This window comes from Martinezella tropici (assembly GCF_008370325.1).
Lineage (GTDB): Bacteria > Pseudomonadota > Alphaproteobacteria > Rhizobiales > Rhizobiaceae > Rhizobium > Rhizobium tropici_B.
Genome location: NZ_VNIP01000001.1, coordinates 1 through 25,243 on the forward strand (window position 1 = coordinate 1; position 25,243 = coordinate 25,243).

Genomic DNA, 25,243 nt, shown 5'->3' on the forward strand with positions numbered 1-25,243 from the left:
AGCGCCAGCCGCCGTTTCGCACTGATACTGATAGGCGCGGCCAAGATAGGTGCGTGTTCCCAGAACCGCGGGCAGGCCGTTGCCTTCGCGTCGAACCGAAAGCCCGTCCGCGCGGCAGCCGAGGACAAAATTGTCCGGAATCGGCCCGAAATCGTCCTGCGACAGAGTGATCCTTGCGCCGCCCGCGGCCTCGGCTGCGACGGCAGCGCCCTCTCGCTCAACAACACGCAACGGCAGCAGGTTTTCGAAGCCGACGAAGCGGGCGACAAAACTGTTGGCCGGCTTGCGGTAGAGGATCTCGGGGGTATCGAGCTGCATGATGCGGCCGGCATTCATGATGGCGACGCGGTCGGAGATTGAAAAGGCTTCCTCCTGATCGTGCGTCACGTAAAGCGACGTGGTGCCGTTGGCGCGCTGCAGCTGGCGGATTTCGACGCGCATATCGACCCTGAGCTTGGCATCGAGATTGGAAAGCGGCTCGTCGAACATCAGGAGCGGCGGCTCGATGACGAGGGCGCGCGCCAATGCGACGCGCTGCTTCTGACCGCCGGAGAGTGCCGAGGGTAGGCGGTCGCCGAGGCCGGAAAGACCGACACGCTCCAGCATCGCGGCTGCCTTTTGCCGGCGCTCCCGTGCCGGCATGCGGCGCTGCTTCAGTCCGAAGGCGACGTTTTCGAGCACGGTCAGATGCGGAAACAGCGCGTAGTTCTGGAACACCAGCCCAATATCCCTGGCGTGCGCCGGCAGCGTCGTCAGATCGCGGTCGCCGAGCTTGATGGTGCCGCTGGTCGGCTGCAGGAAGCCGGCGACGAGCCGCAGCGTCGTCGTCTTGCCGCAGCCGCTGGAGCCGAGCAGCGAGACCAGCTCGCCGGCGGCGACGGACAGCGAAAGGTCCTGCAGGACGGTCGTCTTGCCGTAATGGGCGCTGATGGAATTGATGGAGAGCGATATGGTCACGAGCGGCTACTTTGTCAGGAAGGTGAGGCCCAGGGTGGCTTCAACGATCGCCATGACGGCGACGGTCACGAGCATCAGCAGCACGGAAACCGAGGCGATGGTCGGGTCGAAGAACTGCTCCATATGGGCTAGAATCTGGATCGGAAGGGTGGAGATGCCGGGGCCTGTCAGGAAGACCGAGACGGAGACATCGTTGATCGAGGTGATGAAGGCGAGAATGAAGGCGGCAATGACGCCGGCGCGGATATTCGGCAGCACCACGGTCAAGAAGGTCTTCAGGGGCGGACAGCCGAGGCTGATCGCGGCCTCCTCGATCGAGAAATCGAAGCTCGCGAGACTGGCGGTGACGACGCGGACACAATAGGGCAGCACCAGCAGGGCATGACCGATCAAGAGGCTCGGGAAGATCGGCAGACCGAGCCCGATGGTGATCGATTTCATCAACGAGAAACCGAAGACGATTTCCGGAACGAGGATCGGCAGAACGAAGAGCGTCGAAAGCCAGCGCGGCAGTTCGATCCTGTAGCGGCTGATGGCATAGGCGGCGGGAATGCCTATCAGCAGTGAAAGCGCAGTCCCGAGGAAGGCCAGTTCCAGGCTGGTGATCGCCGTCGTGCGGAAGGCTTCGATCTGAAAGATGTTCGAGAACCAGTGCAGCGTCAGACCCTGCGGCGGGAAGGTAAGATAGGTCGTGTCGCTGAAGGCCGAGCCGATGATGATGACGAGCGGCGCCAGTAGAAAGAGGAAGGTAAGGGCGGTGAAGGCGATGAGCGCGGGGTGGACGGATCTAGTCATGATCACACCGCCATCGGATTGAGCCGCCGCGCCAGGCGGCTCATGATCGCTACGATCCCGATCGTCACGACAACCATGATGGCGGCAATCGTCGAAGCGCCGACCCAGTCGAAGGTGACCATGGCGCGCTGATAGAGGAAGGTGCCCATCATCATCTGCTTCTCGCCGCCGAGCAGCTGCGGCGTGGCATAGGAGGTGAAGCTGCCGGTGAAAACAAGCACGGCGCCAACGATGAGGCCGGGCGTGGCGAGCGGCAGGATGACCTGGCGGAAGGTCGCGGCCGGCGTAGCGCCGAGTGAGGTCGCCGCCTGAATGAGATCCTCCGGTATGCCCTCGAGTACGCCGACAAGCGTCAGGATCATCAAGGGCACGAAGAGATAGACCATCGCGACGATCACCGAACCCTCGGTATAGAGCATCGAGAGTGGCTCGCCGATGACGCCGATCGACAGCAGGACGGTGTTGAGAATGCCGCTCTTGCCGAGGATGATCAGCCAGGCGAAGGAGCGCACGACGACGCCGGTCAGCAGCGGAAAGACGGCGGCGATGATCATCAGGCTTTTGGCGCGGCCCGGCATCTGCGCGATCACATAGGCGGCGATGAAGCCGATGATTAGCGAGAGTGCCGTCGTGATCAGCGCAACCTCGATGGTCCTCAACAGGACCGTCCGACGAAAGCCGCTGGAAAAGAAGGCGATATAGGGGGAAAATACCCCCTTGGCTTCGCCGAAAGTCGCCGCGATCGTAATGATCACCGGAACGAGCAGGAAAAGCGTTACGGCCAGGATTGCCGGCGTCGCCAAGCCCCATTTCATCAAATGCTTCATCAACCGAATTCCGTGAGGACGCCGCATAAGTTTGCGGCATGCCCTGTTACATGCCGAAGATCTCGTTCCAGCGATCGACCCAGTCCGGTTGCGCCTCGATCAGCTTCTGATAATCGATGCGGCTGAGCTTGGCGATCATCGCGGCGCCGTAGGTCCAGAGCTTGGCCTTTTCGGGCGGCAGCACGACCTTGGTCGAGATCGGTGCATCGACACCCTGTTCGGCTTCCGCCTGTTGCACGTCCTTCGACAGGATGAAGTTGATGAACTGGTGCGCAAGCTCGACGTTTTCCGAGCCCTTCGGAATATTGACCGTATTGAGGACGGCGATATCGCCCTCCTTCAGATCGGCCCAGGCCATCGTCGGAACGGCTGATCGCAGGGATGTCAGAACAAAATCCTGCGTCATCGCCACCTTGGCCTCGCCTGTCGAGATCAGGTTCACCAGCTCGGAACCGGTATTGTAGTTCTTGACGACATTCGGCTTCAGCGCCTCGATGGCGTCGAAGGCCTTGTCGGCATCGGTATAGGGATCGGCGCCGGCATGCTTGCCGGCTTCGAGCACCGTCAGCGGCCCGCCTGTCGTGGTGATGCCCGGCAGCGAAATGGCGCCCTTCAGATCGTCGCGCCACAAATCATTCCAGGAGGTTATCGGCGGGTTCACCTTCGCCGTATCGTAGACGATGCCGACGCGGCCGATCGTGTAAGCCGGGCCATAATTGCCCTGCGGTGCCCTCGCGATATCGTAGAGATCGGCAAGGTTCGTAATCTTGCTGCGGTCAACTTCCTGGAAGAGGCCCTGCTGGATGCCGAGCTGCGAATAGCTGTCCGTGAGATAGATGACGTCGACGCCTTTACCCCCTCGCAGTTTCAGCTTGTTGAGGCGGTCGGCATTGTTGCCGGTTTCGAAGACGACGTCGCAACCGCAGATCTTCTTGAAGGGCTCGATGATGTTGGCCTGCATCTTCTCGCCATTATAGCCCCACCAGGAAATGGTCAGCGTTTTTGCCTGGGCGTAGGCCGGTATGACGGACGCTGCTGCAAGAATGGCAAATCCCGCGGCGCGGGCAAAGGAGAGGCCTTTCATTCTCGAAATCCTTTTGGTCAATGAAATCGGGCATATGTTTCAAGCTTGCAGGATACTATTTTTCGAGCACCGGCTTTACAAGCCCAACAAATGGGCAGGGCGGTGGTTTTTGCCTTTGGTGGGATGAAATATCCAGTGGTGTCATGGTGCAATGCTTGGCCGTTGCAAATGCTTGAGATCATTCGGCTTCCTTGAGCGAGCCAGCCGCCTTTACAGGCCGGTCCGTCATCTCTACCCTCGGCTGATCGATTTTTCTGGCAGGCATGCGGCTCATGACATCCCCGAAAACAACCCTTCCTGACGATCTGCTTGTCAACGCGGCGGACGAAGTGCTGATCCGTCAGGATCTGACGCTGACCGCGCTCGGCCGCCGGCCAGCAGATCGCCTGCTGCGTGTCGGCAAGCTTTTGGATGTGCATAGCCGTAGCTGGCTAGACGACCAGGAAATCGTTATCAAGGGCAGGCGGATCGCCTATGTCGGCCCGGCCGGCAGTTATCAGGGCGAGGTGAGCGAGCGCGTGCACGAACCGCATCTGGCGGCTGTCCCCGGCTTCGGCGAAGCGCACAAGCATATCGAAAGCTCGCATCTGACGCCGGAATGGGAAGCGGCCCTGGTCATGCCACATGGCGTCACCTGGACTTGCGAGGCGAGCCACGAATTCTCCAACGTGAACGGTGCCCGCAATCTGGAATTCTGGCTCGAGGCTCGCCGTCGCGGCTCGCCGATGAAGATTTTCCCTCTGCCGGGATCGGCTGTGCCCCCCACTGCTTACGAATGGGGCGGCGGCCATTTCGGCTATGACGAGCAGAAGTCCTTTCTTAGCGAAAGTCTGATGGTGGCTGGCCTTGACGAGGTGATGGATTGGCCGTCCGTCAGCAATCCGGAGAATCCGGCTTACGATCGCCTCTGGGGCATGATCCGCGCCACCTTCGAGCAGCGCGGTGTCGTTGAAGGCCATGGCGCCGGCCTGCGCGATCTGGCATCGATCAATGCCTTTGCCGGCGCGGGCCTCGCCTCCGATCATGAAGGCTGGTTCCTCGACGAAATCTGGGAAAAACTGACGCATGGCCTGTTCATCGAGCTCAGACCGCATTCCCTGCCTGAGGTCATCAAGGGGCTGATCGATAAGGGATTGTCGGACTGGTCGCAGATTGCCTTCGTTACCGACGATCGCAGCGCCAGCGATACACTGAAGATCGGTGCGACGGATCATAATGTCCGGCTTGCGATCGAGAATGGGTTGACGCCCGAAATCGCCATTCAATGTGTGACCATCAATCCCGCCCGGCACATGCGGCTGACGCCCTGGGTCGGCTCGATCGCGCCCGGCCGCTTTGCCGATATCGTGCTGCTGGACGATGTGAAGACGCTGTCGATCGCCAAGGTCTGGGCCGATGGCAGGCCGGCATCCGAAGGCAAGATCTTCGTCGGTGTCCGGCCCGAAATCGACTGGCCGGAGTGGGCGACGCAGACGGTTCGCATCGATCGGGTCGTCACAGCGGAAGATTTTCGTATTGCCGCCCCGTCGGACGCGGCCACGGCAAAGGCGGCGCTGCTGCGGCCATTCCATTGGGCCGATGATTTCATCACCATGGACCTGCCCATCAGCGATGGCGCAGTCCAGCGTGATCATGATCGCAACGTCACGAAATTCGCGATCGTCGACCGCTTTTCCGGCGAGGCCAAGGTCGCGCGCATGTTCTGGCTGGGCACAGGCCCGCGCACGCCGGATACCGCGCTCGGCGCCACGCTCGGCCACGATAAGCACAATATCTGGATCGTCGGTTCCTCCGATGAAGCCATGGCGATGGTTGCCAATGCGCTGAAGGAGCAGCAGGGCGGTTGGGTGCTGGTTTCGGGCGGCAAGGTCGTCGCCCGCGTTCGCTATGAAGTTGGTGGCCTGATGACGGCGCGCTCGGCCGAAGAGCTGGATGCGGAGATGCAGGTGCTCTATAAGGCCGGCGCCGAGATCGACTGGATGTACGAGCCGACCTTCTCGCCACGCTGGTGGCCGGGTTTTCCCGAGCGACTCTCCTTTGCGACGCTCACTTGCGCGCCCTGGCGCTGGGTTCTGGTCGCTCCCTCCGAAAGGGCGCCGGAAGGCTTCGTCAATGTCGCGACCGGTGAAACGCATCCCGTCGTCTGGTGAGGGATATCCACTTTTTTCAATAGGCATATCCGCGCTCAAGCTGCCGCTTACGCGAATTATATCATCTCGCCAGGCTGCAGTTCGATCGAGCCTTGACGGCCTGGACACACTCCTTAATTATCCGTTTGGTTACTTGTGTCGCATTGCGACTATGCGAGAGGACGGGGAATAACCGTCGACCGACGCACATGGGCGGGCGCTATCGGGAAACCAGATGGAGGAGGGAATAGTGGTTGCCGTTAACAACGATCCGCTGCGGATCATGTCGGCGTTTTCCACGCTGGGATGCGCGGAACTCGAATTGGATGAAGCCCTCGGTTTGGCGGCACGCCACGGCCTGGATGCCATCGAAATCCGTGCTCTTGGCGGCATGATTGACCTTTCTGTCTATTTCACCGACAGGTTCGGTTCTCCGGCTGGCTTGGCCAAGGCACTGAAAGCGTCTCCGGTAAGCGTATGCGCCTTCAATACGTCGTTGCGTCTTGTCGGTGCGACACCGCAGGCGAAAGAGGAGTTCCTGCGCTATCTTCCCTGGGCGGAGGCGGCCGGCGTCCGGTCGCTGCGGGTTTTCGATGGCGGCGAAACCGGTGACAGGGGCGAAATGGCGGAAGCGCTGTCGACGCTGCAATGGTGGCGTGAGAGCGCCAAACGCGAAGGGTTCCGTGCCGACATGATCATCGAGACGCATGATTTCCTCGCGTTGCCGGATGCTATTCCCCGGTTCCTCGAAATGGCGCCCGATTGCGTGCTCCTTTGGGACACACATCACACCTGGCGCAAGGGTGGGCAGGATCCCGTCGAGACCTGGAGGCAGGTTCGCAATAATACCCAGCATCTTCATGTGAAGGACAGTATCTCCAAGCCGGGGCCGAGGCTGCCGTATAGCTATGTTCTGCCGGGCGAGGGTGAGTTTCCCATGGCTGCACTGCGCGCGGTGCTTGCCGCAGACAATTATACTGGTGTCATGAGTCTGGAATGGGAAAGACTATGGCATCCGGATTTGCCGCCCCTGGATTTAGCAGTGCAATCCGCTCAGCATAATGGATGGTGGTTCCGGGCGCCGCGCAGTGAATAGTTGTTGAAGTTTACTAATATTTTAGCTTAGTTTCATATAAGAAGGTGCTGCAGCAATTGACTTTGCCATAGCTCGCTAATTAATATATTAGAAATAGTTAAATAATAGCTTGTCGTCGTACGGCGCCGAGTTGACTATGATTTTCGATGCAACGTTTCCAGCTCGATGAAGGGGAACCTCGGTGATATGGGGTTTGTGGGTGTCTGGAAGATGGAAGAGACGGATTTTAGACACCAGAAATCCGATGCTTCGGGGTCATACGCTGCTGTCAGCCGTCGCTCCCTATTTCCGAAGAGCTGGCTGCAGTCGGCTCCCGTGCGAAGGGACATCCGATGAGCGGTAGTGCGAGCCGCGGGGAAGAGGGACATAGAGCCCTGATTTTGAAGGCGATCGCCGAAGGCGGCCTGGGCTTTGCCGCGCAATGGGTTCATGACGTCGCAAATGTCGGCGAAGTTTTCTATGCGGAAAGCCTCGCACGCGTAACCGATTCGGATGGCACCGTGCACACCGCCGGCACATTTGTCTCCTCCCTCGAGCGGCAGGATCGCTGGTTCGATCTTGATCTGCGTATTCTTGATATGGTGCTCTCTGCTTTGGCGGAGGATGAGAGGCTGGTGCTGGGGTTCAACCTGAATGCCGCCAGCCTGTCCCGCTCGGATCGGTTTTCCGATGTCTTCGGCCGCATCAGCCGTAAGCCGGAACTCGCTGCACGGCTCGTCGTCGAGATCACGGAAGGCTATCCGGTCATCGGCGCCTCGATAGAGCGCATGAAGATGATCCGCGCTCTTGGCTGCCGCATCGCGATAGACGATTTCGGGGCCGGCTTCGCCACGCCGGCGTCGCTGTTGCAGGTGGCCGCCGATGTCGTCAAGATCGACGCCGCCTTCGTACGGGACAACAGGTGCGGACGCGACGGAAGCGACAGTCTTTCCCATCTTGTCGGTTTTGCCGCCTGCTTTGCGCCTTTCGTCGTCGTCGAAGGCATCGAAACGAGCTCTCAGCTCGACGCTGCGCGAGAGGCCGGTGCAACGCATGCGCAAGGCTTCTTCCTGTCGCAGCCCGTTTCGTTGGCGCAGCTTCGCCGCCGCAAGGGGAAGGCCGTTTTGCGGGGGGTGGGATGAGCATTGCCGCCACTATCCTGCCAGGCATGGTCGCAAGCTCGGCTTCACAGGTGCCGCCGTGATGAAGCAACCGGCCTTTACCTCGGATTATCAGGTTTCCGCCGCCCGGGCGACGCGCGAGCTCAAGACGAAGACATTGCTTCGCGCTTTGGTGAGCCGGCTGCATACGGCCTTCTCGGATGGCGCGGAGGCGTTGTCCTTCACGTTTTCCGGTGGGGCCGCACCGCACATCCTCATTTGCGATCGCGCTACAGTGGCCTTGGGCCGTGTGACGATAGACGCGGAAACCGGGCTCTATGTCTTTTGCGAGTTTGGTCGCCACGCCGCCGATATCGTCATCGTGACCGCGAACGAAAATCGGTTGATCGAAGTGATCGCCCTTCATCTTTCCGATGGTCGTCCAACGCAGCAGGCACGCGATGCAGCCGTCGGCCATCTTGTCGGCCAGACGATGGAGGATATCGAGCGCAAGTTCATTCTCGAAACGCTGCATCATTGCGGTGGCGATCCCACCCATACGGCATTCATGCTGGGCATGCCGCTCGTCAGCCTCCGCAACAGGCTGGCGATGTATTTTGCCGGCCCGGCCGACAATCGGCCGCGGGCTGTGGCGGAGACAGAATACGGAATGAAAGACTATCGATCGCGATGATCGCGGACGCACGCTGTGCCAATGCATTCGGTCCCGGTCACTGGACCGGGAATCGAGCGCCTGAAAGACGGCGCAATTTGAAACGGCGGGATGTCTGACAGCGGGCGTCGCGCATGATGCAATTCGGGCGGGGCGGCGCGCGAGGAACCAAATGAAATTCGGGAAAAGCTCATGGATTCTTTTAACGAGAGAAAAGTCCCAGCCCAGCCGCAGCCACGCCCTCTGTTCGACGGCTGCGTAAAGATTGTTTCGGCCTATGTCAGCCACAACGCGGTGCCGCTTCACAGCCTTCCCAGGCTGATCAAGGATATCCACCAAGCGCTGCAAGCCTTGGATGCAGGCGGCAGGACCGTCGACCGCGCCAATCTGGTGCCGGCGGTGGATTTGAAGAAATCGGTGACGAACGACTACATCGTCTGCCTTGAAGACGGCAAGCGATTCAAAACGCTGAAACGTCACTTGCGCGTGCATTATGGGATGACGCCGGAAGAATATCGCCAGAAATGGGGATTGGCGCCCAATTATCCCATGGTTGCGCAGAACTATGCAAACCGCCGCTCGGAGCTGGCGAAACTTTCCGGTCTCGGTGCCAATGGCAACAAGAAGGAAAGCGTGCGGTAAGGCTCGCTGCAGTTGGCTGCTGCAAGAAGAATGGCGCCTGTGAAGGGCGCCATTCTTTCGAATATGGTCCGATCCTGATATCAGCGCATGGGCCGATATGGCAGGTCAGAAGACCTGACGCAGCACGATGAACAGCACGAAAGCCAGCGCGATCGAGGCCGGCAGCGTCAGGATCCAGGCCATCAGCATGTTGCGCACGGTCGACCATTGCAGGCCGGAACCGTTCGCCGCCATGGTTCCGGCGACGCCGGAGGACAGGACGTGCGTGGTGGAAACCGGCAAGCCGAGATGGTCGGCCGCACCGATGGTCAGCATGGCAACGACTTCGGCGGCAGCACCCTGGCCATAGGTCAGATGCGTCTTGCCGATCTTCTCGCCGACGGTGACGACGATCCGCTTCCAGCCGACCATGGTGCCGAGGCCGAGTGCGAGCGCCACGGCGACCTTCACCCAGAGCGGGATGAACTTGGTCGCGTGGTCGACGGCAGCATGATAGCTGGTTACGGCCTTCAGGTCGTCGGCGCTCATCGGCAGCAGCTTCTGCTTGTCGATCAGCTTCAGCGATTCACCGATCAGGTAGATATCGTTACGAACGTTGCCGACGAGGCCGTTCGGCAGCTTCTCGACGCTCGGATAAGCGGCGATCTCGGCGCTGGTGGCGTGGATATAGGCCTGGAGTGCCGGTGTCGTTGTGTCCGACCAGGTCTTGCTCTTGACGGCATTGCTGACCGCTGCCTTCGGATCGGCCGGCGCGGCGACGCCTGGCTTCACATACTTGCCGAGTACGGTCTCGACCTGCGTCGAGGCCGCCTTGTAAGCTTCCAGATAGTTGACGTCGGGCGTGCGGTTCAGCGCGAAAGCCGTCGGCACGAGGCCGATGAGGATGAGCATGATCAGACCCATGCCCTTCTGGCCGTCGTTCGAACCATGGGCGAAGCTGACGCCGGTGCAGGTGAAGATCAACAGGCCGCGGATCCAGGCCGGCGGCGGCGCGTTACCCTTCGGCGCTTCATAGAGCTCCTTGTTGCGGATCAGCACCTTGGCGACCAGCAGCAGCAAAGCGGCCGCGCCGAAGCCGACGATCGGCGACAGCAGCAGCGACATGCCGACGTTGCTCGCCTGCGACCAGTCGACGCCGCTGGTGGCGGAGCCGGCGGGCGCCAGGAACTGGTTGGCGAGACCGACGCCGATGATGGAGCCGACGAGCGTGTGCGAGCTCGAAGCCGGCAGGCCCAGATACCACGTGCCGAGATTCCAGATGATGGCGGCCGTCAGAAGCGCGAAGACCATGGCGAGGCCGGAGCCGGAGCCGACCTGAAGGATCAGCTCGACCGGCAGCAGCGCCAGAATGCCGAAGGCGACCGCGCCCGACGAGGTCAGAACGCCGAGGAAGTTGAAGAAGCCGGACCAGATGACGGCGAATTCAGCCGGCAGCGAGCGGGTATAGATGACGGTGGCAACGGCATTGGCCGTATCATGGAAGCCGTTGACGAACTCAAAGCCGAGCGCGATCAAAAGCGCCAGGCCGAGCAGGATCCACGGAACGGCGGCCGCATCGGCAAGGTCGCTGCCGAGGGCATAGCCGACATAGGCGAGGCCGCCGAGCACGACCACGCCGAAGAGCGGCAGAAACCATTTTGCCGAGCCCCCGGCGCCGTGAATTGGGTGATTGGCGTTGCCACCCTCGGAAGTGTTTGAAGCGAGGTCGACCATCCCAAACTCCTTTATGGCCATTAATATCCTCGGTGTAAGCCTCGTTCATGAAACTCTCGTGACGCGCGAGAGGGCGGATGGCGGCCGTATCGGCGGGAGGCAGGGCGCTCTTTGCGGGCAAATGGCTCCGAGCTGCCGTCTTCATTTTGCCCCCAAAAGGCCTTTTTCGGTTCAGCCGTCGTTCATACGCCTGGGGGTTAAATCCTGCATGTAAGGGACTTGGATAGAGGGCCATCAAAATGAGATCGTCCGTGATTACCATCGCTGCCTTGCTCGGCGGCCTGGTTGTATCTTCGGCAGAGGCAATGCCTATCCCAGCCGTTGGGACAACGGCCTCCGTGCCGGTCGTGAAAGTGGATTATGCCTGCGGTCGTGGCTGGCATCTGACGCGTTGGGGCGAATGCCGCCCGAACCGCTGGGGCCCGCCGCCGCGGCGTTGGGGTTACTACAGACCGCCACCGCCGCCGCCATGGGGCTGGCGTGGCCATCATCGCCATTGGCGCGATGACGACGGCTGGCGCGGTCGGCCAGGCTACTGGTGATCGGGCTGTGAAATGACAAACACCGCCGCGTTTTCGCGGCGGTGTTTCCTTGTGAGCGGTTCAGCTTTTCACGGAATCTCTGAACCGCCCTGTCTTTTTGTTGTCTCGCAATTCCGGGCGGAAAACCGCTGTGCACTTTTCCTGGATTTGCTCTAAGGATGCGGCTGAGGCCGCAATGCGCGTGCCGCCCCCCATAATGCCGTAACAACGGCGAGCCCGGCAGCCAGGATGGTCATGAGGCTCCTGGCGTGCAGAATGATATCGGCGGGTTTCGGGCGGATGAGATCGGCCGTATTGAAGCTCTCGCCGCTGAATTTACACAGAATGAGTGAGAGATTATTGCGCACCAGCGCCGTGTCGATATCCGAGACGATGTCGCCGACCGCTGGTTTTTCGTCCCTCATCGTCCGCATCTGGAGCAGCACCGCCTTCGCCGCCGCGAGATAGGCGTGCGAACACTCGTTGAACGGACTTTCCTCGTCGCTGACGCTGCCGGGCATCATGCCCCAGAGGCAGTAGGCCCGTTGGATCTGTGCGAAATTCAGGAGGCGCCGGAAGGTTTCGTCGGTATCGGATGCGCTCTCGGCAAGCGAGATGATCCGCCCGTAATAAGGCGCGATCACAGCCATTTCGCCATGGTTGAGGCTGGGTATCGGGATGCCGGCCTGGCTTCCGGATGAGGCGCCGCCATGCGCGGCGACTGCAAATGGCCAACACGAAACCATGAGACAGAAGATTGCGAGCAAGGCGCCGTTTGAACGCTGACGTCTCCCGCGCATGTTGCCATACACGGGATGCGAGCTATTTAGCATGCCAGGCCCGGTGCAGGGTCGTATTGCCGTAGCGCGGCTGCGGCAGCTGGCGTTCGGCCCAGGCTCCGAAGGCAAGCCCGAGTGTCGTCCAAAGGATGGCATGCATGCCGAGCGAGGCGAGGCGGAAGCGCCAGAGCACGACGGCCGAGAATTGCTCGGGCACTTCGTTGATGGGAGGAAGCAGATATTGGATCAGCGCGATGAAGACGACGTAGCCGATGCCGGCAATGATCGCACCGTTCCAGGAACCATATCGCGCCGCCAGCCTGCGACCGAAGCCCACGGCAACGATCATGCCGACGATGGACGCTACGATCATGATGAAGAACAGCTCGGTTCTCGCGCCGATCGTTTCGGGATTGCCGACGGCCGGCGGGTTTGCCGGATATTTGATGTAAGGGACCAGCGAAATCGTCACGAAGGCCGCAATTGCGAGCAGCGCTGCCGTGCCGCGCGCGCCGAACGGGCTGATGCGGCCATAGACGAAGGAGAAAACCAGCGCGAAAAGTCCGCCAATCGCCGTCGAGAAGATCACGATGCCGGTAAAGAGGCCGATGCCGGCCTGCGTGGCGCGGCTGACGATTTCCGGCTCCGACGTCTCGCCGGCAGCCTGCGCGGCCTTTTCCTCAAAGCCGATCGCCCAATCGACCAGCGGTTCGCCGAAGGCGTGGGCGAAGGCAAAAATGAGAATACCCGCAAAGGCCCCGACGATCATGCCGCGGAGCAAAAGACGTCCAACCATGTGCTTGACCCCTTAGTGGCAGGGGAAGCCGAGAAGGTGACGGGCGTCATGCACGAATTCGTGCACATACATGCCGGAGATGAGCGAGGTCGCGCCTTCTTCTGCGCCGATGAAATAGATCGCGAGCAGCATCAGCAGGCCGGCGAAAATGGCCCAGGGCAGGATTTGGCCGAGCGGAATCGGCTGCGGAACAGCGGATGGGGTGAAAGTGGTGTCGGACATTGTATTTCCCTCTTCAAGAAAAGCGCGTTCCATTTGCGGAAGGGTTCTTGCGGGAAGGGTCTGGCTCTCGGGGCGGAACTCTTCCGCCTTCGATTACAGTGGCGCGACCGCGCCGGGATTCCACCGGCTTCCACACCCGCAAACGTAAGTTTATATCTATCTGCAAAGATAATTGTCAATCAAGCGCCACTGCGATGTGAAATCGCGACAAGAGCGCGGCAGGGGATGGAGGTGGGAGCCTCATGAAGACACATCTGAGCTGGATTTGCCACGGGGCGACACAAGCCAATCGAGCGGGCTGTTTTCCGGATGACGAACCATTGGAGGTCAAGGCGGCACAGCAGGCCCAATCGCTGTCCTTGGGCCTTGGCGCGATCGATCGGGTCTGGACGAGCCCGGCCTTGCGTGCCCGTCAGACGGCCAGCGTGCTTGGTCTCGACGCCATTCCGGACGTCGCCTTGCGTGAATGCGATTACGGCGACTGGCGCGGGCAATCGCTTGCCGAACTGCATGAAAAGGATGCGGAATCGCTGACGCTATGGATGGCGGATACATCTGTTGCGCCGCATGGCGGCGAATCCCTGGTGGCGGTCATGAGGCGTGTCGGCGAATGGATGGGAAATCACATTGACGATGCCGGCCATACCGTCGTCGTTACTCATGCGAGCGTCATCCGCGCTGCCGTTCAGCATGTGCTGCAGGCACCGGCAGCCGCATTCTGGGCCGTCGATGTCGAGCCGTTCGGCATCGTCGAAATGACGAGCGACGGCCGTCGCTGGCAGCTTCGCTTCCCGAAGATGGCGGCATAGAGGAATTCCCGCAAAAGTGTGAAGCGGGCTTGATACTGCTGAAAGCGGAAATGCTCTGGCGATCAGCCGGCGGCTCTTGCCCGCCGCCGTTCGACATAGATGAGATAGGCGGCCATGCCGAAGGTCATCACGGCCAGCGCGAACCAGGTGATGGCATAGACGAGATGGCTATTATGGAAGGTGATCTGTGTCAGCCCTCCCACGGGCAGCCCGCCCGGGTTCTTCGTATCGTCGGCATCGATGAAATAGGGCGCCACGTTCTCCAGGCCGCGGGCCTCCGCGATCGCGGCCACGTCGCGCGAATACCAGCGCTCTTCTGCCGGCACGTTCGAGCGCAGCAGCGTGCCCTTGGGTTCGTTGATCCGCAGCAGGCCGGTAATGGTGGTTTCGCTGCCGATCCGGCCGTCGGAGCGCGTGCCCGGGTTGCGCTTCTCGGTCGGCACGAAGCCGCGATTGATGATGACGATCGTGCCGTCAGCGAGCTTCAGCGGCGTCAAGACCCAATAGCCGGGACCGAGCGTGGTCGAGGCATAGACCTGCGTTTCCTTGTCGTTGAGGAAAGTGCCGCTCGCCTGCACATGCCTGTATTCGGAGTTTTCGGCGTTGATACCGGCCCATTGCGCCGGGCCGGGTGCCTGAACCGCCGGGGCATGCACGCGTGCATCGACCCGTGCGATCAGATCCAGCTTCCAGTGCAGCCGTTTCACCTGCCAGGTGCCGAGCCCGATGAGAAGAGCGGTCAGGAGCAGCAGCAGCGACACCCAGATGATGAGAGCAAGTGTCGAGCGCGGCTTGCCGCGAGATGTGTTCGGGGAAATGTCGGTCATGGCGCTGGTCTCCGGGGACGCGCTGCCGCATGATTTCGGGAGGTTCAACTCTCTTCGCTGAAGATCACGCGTGGTCGGGAATTTTCGGCTGCGGCTCCTGGCATTTTCAAGCATGCACCGCGCAGCGTCCGGCGGAATTTTCACACCGGGAAGAGGGCGGGCCTTCGCCTGAAGGCCCGCCGCTCGGTCTTATGGCATGTTGCGCATCATCTCGGGCGACATGGGCATCATGTTCGCATTGAGGTGATGCATGACCCAGAGCGAGCCGGAAAGGGCGATGATGACGATCACGATGGTGAAGATCAGCGCCATCATGTTCCAGCCGCCTTCCGAGCGGGTGTTCATGTGCAGGAAGTAGATCATGTGCACGACGATCTGGATCGCGCCGAGGATCATGACGATCGCCCCGGTGACGGCGGGATCGGCGATGACCTTGCCCATGACCAGCCAGAAGGGAATGGCGGTCAGGATGACGGAGAGGATGAACCCCGTCATGTAGCTCTTGAAGGTGCCGTGTGCCGCCTCGTGGCCGCCATGGTGATCGTGGCCGTGGGCGTCGGCGGAATGATGCGAATGGTCTGCGTTCGAGCTCATCCGAGAACTCCCATGAGGTAGACGAGAGAAAACACGCCGATCCAGACGACGTCGAGGAAGTGCCAGAACATCGAAAGGCACATCAGGCGGCGCTTGTTTTCTGCGATGAGGCCATGCCGGCCGACCTGCGCCATCAGCGTGATCAGCCAGACGATACCGGTGGTGACGTGCAGACCGTGCGTGCCGACGAGCGTGAAGAAGGCCGACAGGAAGGCGCTGCGCTGCGGGCCGGCGCCGTCGAGGATCAGGTGATAGAACTCGTAAAGCTCGAAGAAGATGAAGAGCGCGCCGAAAATGCCTGTGATCGTCAGCCACATCAGCGTGCCCGACTTGTTGTTCTTCTCCATCGCCAGCATGGCGAAGCCGTAGGTGATGGAAGAGAAGAGCAGCATAGCCGTGTTGACGGCGACGAGCGGCAGCTCGAACAGATCGGCCGGCGACGGGCCGGCCGCGTAGCTGTGGCCGAGCACGGCAAAGGTCGCGAAGAGGACTGCGAAGATCAGGCAGTCGCTCATGATGTAGATCCAGAAGCCCAGCATGGTGCTGCCTTCAGGATGATGCTCTTCCGTCAGGTAAAAGGCGGGCGTTTCGCCATCCTTGGAAGCGTGTGCGGTTTGGGTGGTCATAAGTCTTACACCTGTCCTGCGAGCTGCTTCGTACGCTCGTTCTCGGTCTTAACGACCTCGTCGGCGGGAATGTAGAAGTCGCGCTTGTAGTTGAAGGTATGGCCGATCGTAATGACGATCATCGCGGCGAAGGTAATGGCGGCAAGCCACCACATGTACCAGATCATCCCGAATGCGAAGCCGATGGAGAGAACGCCGAGGATGATGCCCGTGCCGGTGTTCTTCGGCATGTGGATCGGGATGAAGCCCTCCGTCGGACGCTTGAAGCCGCGGTTCTTCATGTCCCACCAAGCGTCATGATCGTAGACGATCGGCGTGAAGGCGAAGTTGTAGGCCGGCGGCGGCGACGAGGTGGACCATTCGAGCGTACGGCCGTTCCAGGGGTCGCCGGTATGATCGCGAAGTTCTTCGCGCTTCATGAAGCTGACGGCGAGCTGGATGAGGAAGCAGGCGATGCCGATGGCGATCAGTCCGGCGCCGAAGGCGGCGATGATGAACCAGATCTGCAGCGACGGATCGTCGAACTGGCTGACGCGGCGGGTGACGCCCATCAGGCCGAGGATATAGAGCGGCATGAAGGCGAACCAGAAGCCGATCTGCCAGAACCAGAAGCTCATCTTGCCCCAGAAAGGATCGAGCTTGAAGCCGAAGGCCTTCGGGAACCAGTAGTTGACGCCCGCGAACATGCCGAAAAGCACGCCGCCGATGATCACGTTATGGAAGTGGGCGATCAGGAACAGCGAGTTGTGCAGCACGAAGTCGGCCGGCGGAATGGCGAGCATGACGCCGGTCATGCCGCCGATGGTGAAGGTCACCATGAAGCCGACGGTCCACAGCATCGGCACTTCGTAGCGGATGCGGCCGTGATACATCGTGAACAGCCAGTTGAACAGCTTCGCACCCGTCGGGATCGAGATGATCATCGTCGTGATGCCGAAGAAGGAATTGACGCTGGCGCCCGAGCCCATCGTGAAGAAGTGGTGCAGCCAGACGAGGTAGGAGAGGATCATGATCACGCAGGTGGCGTAGACCATCGAGGCGTAGCCGAAGAGGCGCTTGCCGCAAAAGGTGGCGACGACTTCCGAGAAGACGCCGAAGGCCGGCAGGATCAGGATGTAGACTTCCGGGTGGCCCCAGATCCAGATGAGGTTGACATACATCATCGGATTGCCGCCGAGGTCGTTCGTAAAGAAGTTCGTGCCGGCGTAGCGATCTAGGGTCAGGAGCGCGAGCGTTGCGGTCAGGATCGGGAAGGACGCGACGATCAGGATGTTGGTGCAGAGCGACGTCCAGGTGAAAACAGGCATTTTCATGAAGGTCATGCCCGGCGCGCGCATCTTGACGATGGTGGCGATCAGGTTGATGCCCGAAAGCGTCGTTCCGATACCCGCGACCTGCAGGCCCCAGATGTAATAATCGACGCCGACGTCGGGGCTGTAGGCGATGCCGGAAAGCGGCGGATAGGCCAGCCAGCCGGTCTTGGCGAACTCGCCGATGAAGAGCGAGATCATGATGACGATCGCGCCCGCCGTCGTCATCCAGAACGAGAAGTTGTTGAGGAAGGGGAAGGAGACGTCGCGCGCGCCGATCTGCAGCGGCACGACGAGGTTCATCAGGCCGGTGACGAAGGGCATCGCCACGAAGAAGATCATGATCACGCCATGGGCGGTGAAGATCTGGTCGTAGTGATGCGGCGGCAGATAGCCTTCGGATCCGTTGAAGGCGATCGCCTGCTGCAGGCGCATCAGCAGCGCGTCGGAAAAGCCGCGCAGCAGCATGATCAGCGCCAACACGACATACATGATGCCGATCTTCTTGTGATCGATGCTGGTGAACCATTCCTTCCAGAGATAGCCCCAGAGGCGGAAATAGGTCAGCAGGCCGAGAAGAGCGATACCGCCGATGGCGACGCCGATGAAGGTCGCCACGAGGATCGGCTCGTGATACGGAATGGAGTCGAGCGTCAGCCGACCGAAGATGAATTTATAGAGGTCCGGGTTGGAAAACATGGATTGCCTCTGTCCCTTATGAATGTCTTGTTATTGAGCGCACCGGATCAGTGACCCTGATGCTGCGCCGAACCGGTCGACGAATCGGAAGAAGAACCGTTGCCCATATCCATGCCCTGCATCGAATTGTCTCCATGCTGCATGGTGTGGCCGGCGCCGCCGTCAGCCTTGATGGGGGTGACTTCGGCCGGGCTCCCGTCGCGATTGTCGTAGATCAGGCGCTCGCGGTTTTCGTGGCTTTCCTTGCCGCCGCCGCCCTTGGCGTCGATATGCATCATTTCGCTCATGCACATCTTGCTCGGATCGGCGCACATGTTGAGGATGGCATTGTAGAGACCATCGTCTACGGCGTTGAAGTACTGCACGGGGTTGCGCTCGCTCGGCTTGGCAAGCGTCAGATATTCCTGGCGGCCGAGCGCGGTGCCCTGGCCCTTGGCCTTCTGAACCCACTGGTCGAAATCGGCCTGATTAAGGCCATGGAACTTGAAGCGCATGTTCGAGAAGCCGGCGCCGCTGTAGTTGGCCGACATGCCCTGGAATTCGCCAGGATGGTTGATGACGGCATGCAGCTTCGTCTCCATGCCCGGCATGGCGTAGATCTGGCCCGCCAGCGCCGGGATGAAGAAGGAGTTCATGACGGCCGAAGCCGTGATCTTGAAATTGATCGGCCGATCGACCGGAGCGGCCATTTCGTTGACCGTGGCAATGCCGTATTCCGGATAGAAGAACAGCCATTTCCAGTCGAGCGCCACCACTTCCACCGTCAGCGGCTTCACGTCGGCGCTGAGCGGCTTGTCGGCGGCAATACGGTCGAGAGGGCGATAGGGGTCGAGCTGATGGGTGCTGATCCAGGTCACCGCGCCGAGCGCGATGATGATGGCAAGGGGAGCGGACCAGATGACCAGCTCGAGACGTGTCGAATGATGCCAATCCGGCTCATAGGTCGCTTGCGTGTTCGACTGGCGGTATCTCCAGGCGAAGAACAGCGTCAGGAAGATCACCGGGATGATGATGATCAGCATCAGCACGACCGAGACGATGATGAGGTCTCGCTGCTGCATGGCGATATCGCCGGAGGGAGCCATCACCACCAGATTGCAACCTGAGAGCAGCAAAAACAAAGGGATGACGGATAAACGGCTGAAAATCTTCGATAGTCTTGGCACGTCTTAAAGCTCTTTTTGTTTCGACCCTACCGCGACTAAAGGACGGCGGTCATGAACGATATGAGGTGTTTCGTCGCACCGCAGCAAACTCGGGTGCGATGCGGTATGGAATGCTGTCCCACCTATCGGGAAAACCCTGATAAATCCAGAAGGTTTTCCACGAGGCCCTTCGCTTTTGTCGCCGCTAATATACCTGGATCGGAACAAATGACTATCGCTGCCGGTTCCTGCTTGGACCGGAATATGGCGGCGAAAGCCGAAATGACCCGATTTGATAGCTAATTTGCGAATTATTTCATGCTCGATACTTGATATGTTCGCACGTTTGATCGACATTTTCATTACGCGCGAATTCGTGGAGGAATTCGCGCTCGGAGAGGGAGGCTCCCGCGCATGGTCAGCGTTACGCATGAATCATTGAATCCCACATCTTCAACGCTTGAGAGCGATGCCCGCAGCATGCATGCGGGTGGTACCGTCGCTCCCGGAAACATCGCCATCGGCGTGATCATTGGTCGCACGTCCGAGTTCTTCGATTTCTTCGTCTATGCCATCGCATCGGTCCTAGTCTTCCCGAAGCTGATCTTCCCCTTCGCCGACCCGCTGCATGGCACGCTTCTTTCCTTCCTGGTCTTCTCGCTCGCTTTCATCGCGCGTCCGATCGGCTCGTTCATCTTCATGGCGATCGACCGCACCTATGGCCGTGGCGTCAAGCTGACGATCGCCCTGTTTCTGCTCGGCGGGTCCACGGCATCCATGAGCTTCCTGCCCGGCTATAGCGAAGTCGGCGTCTATGCGATCATCCTGCTTGCGATCTTCCGCATCGGGCAGGGCCTTGCGCTCGGCGGCGCCTGGGATGGCCTCGCCTCGCTCCTGGCGCTCAATGCCCCGACCAACCACCGCGGCTGGTATGCGATGATCCCGCAGCTCGGCGCGCCGATCGGCTTCATGCTGGCGAGTGCCCTGTTCGCCTATTTCGTCACGAGCATTTCGGCGGCGGACTTCCTCGATTGGGGTTGGCGCTACCCCTTCTTCTGCGCCTTCGCGGTCAACGTCGTCGCGCTCTTCGCCCGCCTGCGTCTGGTGGCAACCGAAGAATTCGGCACGCTGCTCGAACGCCATGAGCTTGAGCCCGTGAAGATGACGGAACTCCTGCGCGTGCATGGCCGGGACGTCCTGATCGGCGCCTTCGTGCCGCTGGCAAGCTTTGCGACCTTCCATCTGGTTACGGTCTTCCCGCTGGGCTGGGTCACGCTTTATAGCGAGCAGACCCCCGGTTCGTTCCTACTGATGGAATTCTTGGGCGCCATCTGCGGCATTCTCGCCATCATCTGTTCCGGCATGCTCGCCGACCGGATCGGCCGCCGCAATCAGCTTGCCATCGGTGCCGTGCTGATCGCCTGCTTCGCTTTCGTCGCGCCCTGGCTGCTCGATGGCGGCGTCACTGGCCGTCACATCTACGTGGTTCTCGGCTTCACGCTGCTCGGTCTCTCCTTCGGTCAGGCGGCCGGCGCAAGCGCTTCGCGCTTCAGCCAGAACTATCGCTACAGCGGCTCGGCCCTTGTGTCGGATTTGTCCTGGCTGATCGGTGCCGGCTTCGCGCCCTTCGTGGCGCTTGCTCTCTCCAGCCAGTTCGGCCTCGTCTACACCAGCCTCTATCTGCTGTCGGGCGTCGTCTGCACACTGGTCGCGATCTTCTTCAGCAAGACGCTGGAGACGCGGGACAACTAAGTTCTATCTTCGATGGAGGAGGGGCCGCGGCATGAAAGTGCCGCGGCCTTTTTGCATGCCGGTTGCGCCTTGCCCGACCTCCGGCGGAGATGACGGCGAAATCTTGACTCTCTTCTCAAACTTTTGTGATAAGGAGGTCGGAGTTAAAACTTGAAAACGATAGTCATGAAAAATATAGGCTATCGCATCGCTGCCGGAGGCGGCGACTTCAAAGCGAGAGGATTTATGACTTTTTCCGTTTCTCATCTCACCAGTGCGCTGGCGCTTGCCGTAGGTCTTGCAACTGCTCCAATGATGGCGAATGCCGCCGACGCCGAAGGCATCGTGGTCTACAACGCCCAGCATGAGGCGCTGACGCAGGCATGGGCGGATGGCTTCACCAAGGAAACCGGCATTAAGGTCACGATCCGCAACGGTAGCGACATGCAGTTCGCCAACCAGATCGTTCAGGAAGGCGCAGCCTCCCCGGCAGACGTCTATCTGACGGAAAATTCTCCGGGCATGGCGCTGGTCGACGCCAACAAGCTCTTCGCTCCCGTCGATGCCGCGACGCTGGCGCAGGTGCCGGAAACCTTCAAGGCCGCCGATGGCAATTGGGTCGGCGTTGCCGCCCGCTCCACGGTTTTCGCCTATGACAAGACCAAGCTGAAGGAAGCCGATCTGCCGAAGTCGATGCTCGACCTTGCCGATCCCAAGTGGAAAGGCCGCTGGGGCGCTTCGCCGGCCGGCGCCGATTTCCAGGCAATCGTCAGTGCTCTTCTGGAGCTGAAGGGCGAGGATGCCACCCGCGCCTGGCTGAAGGCCATGAAGGAAAATGCCAGCTTCTACAAGGGCAACAGTGTTGCCATGAAGGCCGTCAATGCCGGCGAGGTCGAAGGTGCGGTGATCTATCACTATTACTGGTTCGGCGATCAGGCAAAGACCGGCGAAAACAGCAAGAATGTTGCCCTGCATTACTTCAAAAACCAGGATCCGGGCGCTTTCGTCAGCATCTCCGGCGGCGGCGTTCTGGCATCCAGCCAGCATCAGAAGGAAGCCCAGGCATTCCTGAAGTGGATCACCGGCAAGGACGGTCAGGCCGTTCTGCGCGATGGCAACTCCTACGAATATGCCGTCGGCAACGGCGAGGCTTCCAATTCGAAGCTGGTGCCGCTCTCCGACCTGCAGGCACCGAAGGTCGAGCCTTCGAAGCTGAACAGCAAGAAGGTCACCGACCTGATGACGGAAGCCGGACTTATCTAAGACGAAAGCCCGTGCCGCGGCGCCTTGAAGAGCGCTTCCGGGCCGGCTTGCTCTTGCATCATTGTCCTATGCCCTGCTAGGGGCATGGACATGGCCTTAAGGCCGATCGATCGGGCAACCGCCGTCAGCGGCGGTTGCCTTCCTATTTCAGGGCGTGAAAGGCAGCTCGGATTTGCTGCAGAAGAACACATATGCCGGCGAGCCTGCCGCCATGCGAATGCCCCAATTGACGGCCGCTCCCCGCGGCCGCGTTCGGCATGCCTCCGTCGTCGCCCTTGCCTCCATCGTAGCGCTTCTGAGCCTGGTGCCGCTCGGCTTCATCGTCTGGATCACCATCGATACCGGCTGGACCGAAGTCATCGCCCTGATCTTCCGTAGCCGCGTTGGCGAGCTGCTCGTCAATACCGTCCTGCTCGAAATCTGCACCATTCCGCTGTGCATCCTGCTCGCGGTCACGCTTGCGTGGCTGACGGAGCGCACCGATATTCCCGGCGCCCGCCTCTGGTCCTGGCTCGCCGCAGCACCGCTTGCCGTGCCCGCTTTCGTGCACAGCTATGCCTGGGTCAGCCTCATGCCCGGCATGCGCGGGCTCTGGAGCGGCGTGCTAGTATCGGTGCTCGCCTATTTTCCGTTCCTTTATCTGCCCGTCGCGGCTGCCTTGCGCCGCCTCGATCCGGCGATCGAGGATGCGGCCGCCTCGCTCGGCCTCGGCCCCTGGCGCGTCTTCTTCCGCGCGATCCTGCCGCAGCTTCGCCTTGCCATCTGCGGCGGCTCGCTGCTGATCGGCCTGCATCTCCTGGCGGAATACGGTCTCTACGTGATGATCCGCTTCGACACCTTCTCCACCGCCATCGTCGACCAGTTCCAATCGGCTTATAATAGTCCGGCCGCCAACATGCTCGGCGGCGTTCTCGTCTTCTGCTGCCTGCTGCTGCTCGGCATCGAGGTGCTGGTGCGCGGCAACGAGCGCTACGCCCGCATCGGTTCGGGTGCCGCCCGTCCCGCCGATCGCCGTCGCCTCGGCTGGTTCGTCGGTCCGGCCATCGCGCTCCCGGTCGTGACCGCCGCGCTGACGCTCGGCATTCCCTTCGTCACCCTGGCGCGCTGGCTCTATCTCGGCGGCATGGATATCTGGCGGATCGATACGGTCGGCTCCGCCCTGCTGCAGACCATTGTTCTGGCGATCGCCGGCGGCCTGCTTGCCACCATTGCGGCAATACCTATGGCCTGGCTGTCGGTGCGCGCGCCGGGCCGGCTGCAGCGCATTCTCGAAGCCTGCCACTATTATGTCGGCTCGCTGCCGGGCGTCGTCGTTGCGCTGGCTCTGGTGTCCATCACCGTCCGGCTGGTCCTGCCGCTCTATCAGACCTTTGCCACCCTGCTGCTCGCCTATGTCCTGCTGTTCCTCCCGCGCGCCATGGTCGGACTGCGCGCCAGCATCGCTCAGGCGCCTGTCGAGCTCGAACGCGCCGCCATGGCGCTTGGCCGCACGCCGGCGCAGGCCGTGCGGCAGATCACCATGCGTCTTGCCGCTCCCGGCTTTGCCGCCAGTGTGGCGCTTGTCGCGCTCGGCATCACCAATGAGTTGACGGCAACGCTGATGCTCTCTCCCAATGGCACGGAAACGCTGGCGACGAAATTCTGGTCGCTGACGAGCGAGATCGATTATGTTTCGGCGGCACCCTATGCCTTCATGATGGTTATCCTGTCGCTGCCGCTCACCCTTCTTCTTTACGTGCAATCCAAGCGGACGGCCGGACAATGACCTTTCTGGCGATCAAGAATATCAGCAAGCATTATGGCCCCGTGCATGCGCTTGACAACATCGACCTCACGGTCGCCGCCGGCAGCCGCACGGCGATCGTCGGCCCGTCCGGTTCGGGCAAGACGACGCTGCTGCGCATCATCGCCGGCTTCGAGATCCCCGATGCGGGGCAGGTGGTGCTGGAAGGCGAGACCCTGGCGGATGGAGAGGCGATCGTGCCCGCGCATCGCCGCGGCATCGGCATCGTCTCGCAAGACGGCGCCCTGTTTCCGCATCTAAGCGTGTCGGAAAATATCGGCTTCGGCATGGAGCGTGGCGCGCGGGACCGCGACCAGCGTATCAACGCCCTCGTCGATATGGTCGAACTCGGCCGCGGCATGCTTGACCGCCGCCCGCATCAGCTTTCGGGCGGCCAGCAGCAACGCGTCGCACTTGCACGGGCGCTTGGACGCAAGCCGAAGCTGATGCTGCTCGACGAGCCTTTTTCCGCTCTCGACACCGGCCTGCGCGAGAACATGCGAAAGGCGGTCGCCCGCGTGCTGCAGATTGCCGGCATCACCGCGGTTCTGGTGACGCATGATCAGGCGGAAGCCCTGTCCTTCGCGGATCAGGTCGCCGTCCTGCGCGAGGGCAAGCTCATACAGGCGGGGACGCCGCAAGCCCTCTACCTCAGCCCCAGGGATCGCGAGACCGCACTCTTCCTCGGTGACGCTCTCGTGTTGCCAGCCGATCTCGACAATGGATCGGCCAAATGTGTCCTCGGGCACATTCCAGTCGACGCCGTGAGCCGACGAGGGCGCGTAGACATCATGCTGCGGCCCGAGCAATTGCGCCTGGCCGCCCTCGATGACGCCGGTGCCAGTGCAGCCTGCATCGGCAAGGTGACTGAAATCGAATTCGGCGGCGCCGTCTGCGCGGTGACGGTCGTCTTGTCCGATGCCAACGGTTCGGAGACATTGAACATCAAGAGCTCCGGTGTCGGCCTGCCCGAGATCGGCAGCATGGTTTCGGTGACCGTGCTCGGAAAGGCGCATGTTTTCAACAAGCTCAGCGCTTGAGCGTCATTTGGGTTGAAGGCGACGGAGCTTTGAAGCAATTTCAGGAAAAGTGCACAGCGGTTTTCCGCCCGGAATTGCGTGAAAATAAAGAGATAGAGCGTTT

The 25,243-nt window shown here is 60.9% G+C and carries 24 protein-coding genes; 11 read left to right on the forward strand and 13 right to left on the reverse strand.

Going from position 1 to position 25,243, the window contains the following annotated elements; genetic code table 11:
- The 4 genes from FP026_RS00005 to FP026_RS00020 form a co-directional block, all read right to left on the reverse strand.
- Nucleotides 1-957 (reverse strand): ABC transporter ATP-binding protein (locus FP026_RS00005; protein WP_149632607.1); only part of this gene is annotated, 957 nt, incomplete at its 3' end.
- 6 nt (nucleotides 958-963) lie between these two features.
- Nucleotides 964-1,755, reverse strand: coding sequence for an ABC transporter permease (locus tag FP026_RS00010; protein ID WP_149633122.1), 792 nt, complete (start codon nucleotides 1,753-1,755; stop codon nucleotides 964-966).
- Entirely contained in the window at nucleotides 1,755-2,579 is an 825-nt protein-coding gene (locus FP026_RS00015; RefSeq protein ID WP_149632608.1) for an ABC transporter permease, read from the reverse strand. The genes FP026_RS00010 and FP026_RS00015 overlap by 1 nt, the downstream gene beginning before the upstream one ends.
- 46 nt (nucleotides 2,580-2,625) lie before the next feature.
- On the reverse strand, nucleotides 2,626-3,663 hold the full coding sequence (locus FP026_RS00020) for an ABC transporter substrate-binding protein (RefSeq protein WP_149632609.1): 1,038 nt from the start codon (nucleotides 3,661-3,663) through the stop codon (nucleotides 2,626-2,628).
- 272 nt (nucleotides 3,664-3,935) lie between these two features.
- Here FP026_RS00020 and FP026_RS00025 point away from each other — a divergent pair, with 272 nt between their 5' ends.
- From FP026_RS00025 to FP026_RS00045, 5 genes are all read left to right on the forward strand, one after another.
- A complete protein-coding gene (locus FP026_RS00025; protein WP_149632610.1) occupies nucleotides 3,936-5,813 on the forward strand; it encodes an adenine deaminase in 1,878 nt (625 codons plus the stop codon).
- A gap of 229 nt (nucleotides 5,814-6,042) precedes the next feature.
- Complete coding sequence (locus tag FP026_RS00030) at nucleotides 6,043-6,888, forward strand: sugar phosphate isomerase/epimerase family protein (protein ID WP_246665196.1); 846 nt, start codon at nucleotides 6,043-6,045, stop codon at nucleotides 6,886-6,888.
- 332 nt (nucleotides 6,889-7,220) lie between these two features.
- On the forward strand, nucleotides 7,221-8,009 hold the full coding sequence (locus tag FP026_RS00035) for an EAL domain-containing protein (protein ID WP_149632612.1): 789 nt from the start codon (nucleotides 7,221-7,223) through the stop codon (nucleotides 8,007-8,009).
- Between the two features lie 61 nt (nucleotides 8,010-8,070).
- The gene (locus tag FP026_RS00040) at nucleotides 8,071-8,661 is read left to right on the forward strand and encodes a helix-turn-helix domain-containing protein (RefSeq protein ID WP_246665206.1); all 591 of its coding nucleotides are present in this window, start codon (nucleotides 8,071-8,073) and stop codon (nucleotides 8,659-8,661) included.
- Nucleotides 8,662-8,832: 171 nt separating this feature from the next.
- Nucleotides 8,833-9,282, forward strand: a complete 450-nt coding sequence (locus tag FP026_RS00045) for a MucR family transcriptional regulator (protein ID WP_149632614.1) — start codon at nucleotides 8,833-8,835, stop codon at nucleotides 9,280-9,282.
- 105 nt (nucleotides 9,283-9,387) lie between these two features.
- Here the strand turns inward: FP026_RS00045 and FP026_RS00050 are convergent, their stop codons facing one another.
- Nucleotides 9,388-10,995, reverse strand: coding sequence for an inorganic phosphate transporter (locus tag FP026_RS00050; protein ID WP_149632615.1), 1,608 nt, complete (start codon nucleotides 10,993-10,995; stop codon nucleotides 9,388-9,390).
- Nucleotides 10,996-11,234: 239 nt separating this feature from the next.
- On the opposite strand from FP026_RS00050, the gene FP026_RS00055 reads away from it, so the two are divergent.
- Nucleotides 11,235-11,537 (forward strand): GCG_CRPN prefix-to-repeats domain-containing protein, encoded by a 303-nt coding sequence (locus tag FP026_RS00055; protein ID WP_149632616.1) that lies wholly within the window; start codon nucleotides 11,235-11,237, stop codon nucleotides 11,535-11,537.
- A gap of 152 nt (nucleotides 11,538-11,689) precedes the next feature.
- On the opposite strand, the gene FP026_RS00060 is transcribed toward FP026_RS00055, so the two are convergent.
- The 3 genes from FP026_RS00060 to FP026_RS00070 all read right to left on the reverse strand — a co-directional run bounded on the left by FP026_RS00060 (nucleotide 11,690) and on the right by FP026_RS00070 (nucleotide 13,313).
- Nucleotides 11,690-12,166 carry a hypothetical protein gene (locus FP026_RS00060; RefSeq protein WP_348642294.1) on the reverse strand — a complete coding sequence of 159 codons (477 nt, stop codon included), beginning with the start codon at nucleotides 12,164-12,166 and terminating at the stop codon, nucleotides 11,690-11,692.
- A 172-nt stretch (nucleotides 12,167-12,338) separates the two neighbouring features.
- Complete coding sequence (locus FP026_RS00065; RefSeq protein ID WP_149632618.1) at nucleotides 12,339-13,091, reverse strand: CbtA family protein; 753 nt, start codon at nucleotides 13,089-13,091, stop codon at nucleotides 12,339-12,341.
- 12 nt (nucleotides 13,092-13,103) lie between these two features.
- Nucleotides 13,104-13,313: a CbtB domain-containing protein gene (locus FP026_RS00070; protein ID WP_112434750.1), complete on the reverse strand. Its 210-nt coding sequence runs from the start codon at nucleotides 13,311-13,313 to the stop codon at nucleotides 13,104-13,106.
- A gap of 242 nt (nucleotides 13,314-13,555) precedes the next feature.
- On the opposite strand from FP026_RS00070, the gene FP026_RS00075 reads away from it, so the two are divergent.
- Nucleotides 13,556-14,122 carry a histidine phosphatase family protein gene (locus tag FP026_RS00075; RefSeq protein WP_149632619.1) on the forward strand — a complete coding sequence of 189 codons (567 nt, stop codon included), beginning with the start codon at nucleotides 13,556-13,558 and terminating at the stop codon, nucleotides 14,120-14,122.
- Nucleotides 14,123-14,184: 62 nt separating this feature from the next.
- Here FP026_RS00075 and FP026_RS00080 read toward each other — a convergent pair whose 3' ends face one another.
- From FP026_RS00080 to cyoA, 5 genes are all read right to left on the reverse strand, one after another.
- Nucleotides 14,185-14,949: an SURF1 family protein gene (locus FP026_RS00080; protein ID WP_149632620.1), complete on the reverse strand. Its 765-nt coding sequence runs from the start codon at nucleotides 14,947-14,949 to the stop codon at nucleotides 14,185-14,187.
- 189 nt (nucleotides 14,950-15,138) lie between these two features.
- Nucleotides 15,139-15,543 carry a cytochrome o ubiquinol oxidase subunit IV gene (cyoD, locus tag FP026_RS00085; RefSeq protein ID WP_149632621.1) on the reverse strand — a complete coding sequence of 135 codons (405 nt, stop codon included), beginning with the start codon at nucleotides 15,541-15,543 and terminating at the stop codon, nucleotides 15,139-15,141.
- Nucleotides 15,540-16,169 (reverse strand): cytochrome o ubiquinol oxidase subunit III, encoded by a 630-nt coding sequence (gene cyoC / locus FP026_RS00090; protein WP_149632622.1) that lies wholly within the window; start codon nucleotides 16,167-16,169, stop codon nucleotides 15,540-15,542. Before cyoC ends, cyoD begins: the two co-directional genes overlap by 4 nt.
- A gap of 5 nt (nucleotides 16,170-16,174) precedes the next feature.
- On the reverse strand, nucleotides 16,175-18,178 hold the full coding sequence (gene cyoB / locus FP026_RS00095) for a cytochrome o ubiquinol oxidase subunit I (RefSeq protein ID WP_149632623.1): 2,004 nt from the start codon (nucleotides 18,176-18,178) through the stop codon (nucleotides 16,175-16,177).
- Between the two features lie 47 nt (nucleotides 18,179-18,225).
- The gene (gene cyoA, locus FP026_RS00100; protein ID WP_149632624.1) at nucleotides 18,226-19,344 is read right to left on the reverse strand and encodes a ubiquinol oxidase subunit II; all 1,119 of its coding nucleotides are present in this window, start codon (nucleotides 19,342-19,344) and stop codon (nucleotides 18,226-18,228) included.
- 393 nt (nucleotides 19,345-19,737) lie between these two features.
- Between cyoA and FP026_RS00105 the strand changes: the two genes are divergently transcribed.
- The 4 genes from FP026_RS00105 to FP026_RS00120 all read left to right on the forward strand — a co-directional run bounded on the left by FP026_RS00105 (nucleotide 19,738) and on the right by FP026_RS00120 (nucleotide 25,140).
- The gene (locus FP026_RS00105) at nucleotides 19,738-21,075 is read left to right on the forward strand and encodes an MFS transporter (RefSeq protein ID WP_149632625.1); all 1,338 of its coding nucleotides are present in this window, start codon (nucleotides 19,738-19,740) and stop codon (nucleotides 21,073-21,075) included.
- Nucleotides 21,076-21,300: 225 nt separating this feature from the next.
- Nucleotides 21,301-22,317 carry an iron ABC transporter substrate-binding protein gene (locus tag FP026_RS00110; protein ID WP_149632626.1) on the forward strand — a complete coding sequence of 339 codons (1,017 nt, stop codon included), beginning with the start codon at nucleotides 21,301-21,303 and terminating at the stop codon, nucleotides 22,315-22,317.
- Nucleotides 22,318-22,528: 211 nt separating this feature from the next.
- The gene (locus FP026_RS00115) at nucleotides 22,529-24,082 is read left to right on the forward strand and encodes an ABC transporter permease (protein ID WP_246665207.1); all 1,554 of its coding nucleotides are present in this window, start codon (nucleotides 22,529-22,531) and stop codon (nucleotides 24,080-24,082) included.
- Nucleotides 24,079-25,140: an ABC transporter ATP-binding protein gene (locus FP026_RS00120; protein ID WP_149632628.1), complete on the forward strand. Its 1,062-nt coding sequence runs from the start codon at nucleotides 24,079-24,081 to the stop codon at nucleotides 25,138-25,140. Before FP026_RS00115 ends, FP026_RS00120 begins: the two co-directional genes overlap by 4 nt.
- Nucleotides 25,141-25,243 lie beyond the last annotated feature (103 nt).

What these genes read in the sequence shown, in the direction of transcription:
- FP026_RS00050 (WP_149632615.1), bottom strand. Translation starts at nt 10,995, where the DNA reads ATGGTCGACCTCGCTTCAAACACTTCCGAGGGTGGCAACGCCAATCAC.
- FP026_RS00040 (WP_246665206.1), top strand. Translation starts at nt 8,071, where the DNA reads ATGAAGCAACCGGCCTTTACCTCGGATTATCAGGTTTCCGCCGCCCGG.
- FP026_RS00060 (WP_348642294.1), bottom strand. Translation starts at nt 12,166, where the DNA reads ATGGCTGTGATCGCGCCTTATTACGGGCGGATCATCTCGCTTGCCGAG.
- cyoB (WP_149632623.1), bottom strand. Translation starts at nt 18,178, where the DNA reads ATGTTTTCCAACCCGGACCTCTATAAATTCATCTTCGGTCGGCTGACG.
- FP026_RS00065 (WP_149632618.1), bottom strand. Translation starts at nt 13,091, where the DNA reads ATGGTTGGACGTCTTTTGCTCCGCGGCATGATCGTCGGGGCCTTTGCG.
- FP026_RS00020 (WP_149632609.1), bottom strand. Translation starts at nt 3,663, where the DNA reads ATGAAAGGCCTCTCCTTTGCCCGCGCCGCGGGATTTGCCATTCTTGCA.
- FP026_RS00080 (WP_149632620.1), bottom strand. Translation starts at nt 14,949, where the DNA reads ATGACCGACATTTCCCCGAACACATCTCGCGGCAAGCCGCGCTCGACA.
- FP026_RS00120 (WP_149632628.1), top strand. Translation starts at nt 24,079, where the DNA reads ATGACCTTTCTGGCGATCAAGAATATCAGCAAGCATTATGGCCCCGTG.
- cyoC (WP_149632622.1), bottom strand. Translation starts at nt 16,169, where the DNA reads ATGACCACCCAAACCGCACACGCTTCCAAGGATGGCGAAACGCCCGCC.
- FP026_RS00070 (WP_112434750.1), bottom strand. Translation starts at nt 13,313, where the DNA reads ATGTCCGACACCACTTTCACCCCATCCGCTGTTCCGCAGCCGATTCCG.
- FP026_RS00115 (WP_246665207.1), top strand. Translation starts at nt 22,529, where the DNA reads ATGCGAATGCCCCAATTGACGGCCGCTCCCCGCGGCCGCGTTCGGCAT.
- FP026_RS00075 (WP_149632619.1), top strand. Translation starts at nt 13,556, where the DNA reads ATGAAGACACATCTGAGCTGGATTTGCCACGGGGCGACACAAGCCAAT.
- FP026_RS00015 (WP_149632608.1), bottom strand. Translation starts at nt 2,579, where the DNA reads ATGAAGCATTTGATGAAATGGGGCTTGGCGACGCCGGCAATCCTGGCC.
- FP026_RS00035 (WP_149632612.1), top strand. Translation starts at nt 7,221, where the DNA reads ATGAGCGGTAGTGCGAGCCGCGGGGAAGAGGGACATAGAGCCCTGATT.
- FP026_RS00055 (WP_149632616.1), top strand. Translation starts at nt 11,235, where the DNA reads ATGAGATCGTCCGTGATTACCATCGCTGCCTTGCTCGGCGGCCTGGTT.
- FP026_RS00045 (WP_149632614.1), top strand. Translation starts at nt 8,833, where the DNA reads ATGGATTCTTTTAACGAGAGAAAAGTCCCAGCCCAGCCGCAGCCACGC.
- FP026_RS00025 (WP_149632610.1), top strand. Translation starts at nt 3,936, where the DNA reads ATGACATCCCCGAAAACAACCCTTCCTGACGATCTGCTTGTCAACGCG.
- FP026_RS00105 (WP_149632625.1), top strand. Translation starts at nt 19,738, where the DNA reads ATGGTCAGCGTTACGCATGAATCATTGAATCCCACATCTTCAACGCTT.
- cyoD (WP_149632621.1), bottom strand. Translation starts at nt 15,543, where the DNA reads ATGAGCTCGAACGCAGACCATTCGCATCATTCCGCCGACGCCCACGGC.
- FP026_RS00110 (WP_149632626.1), top strand. Translation starts at nt 21,301, where the DNA reads ATGACTTTTTCCGTTTCTCATCTCACCAGTGCGCTGGCGCTTGCCGTA.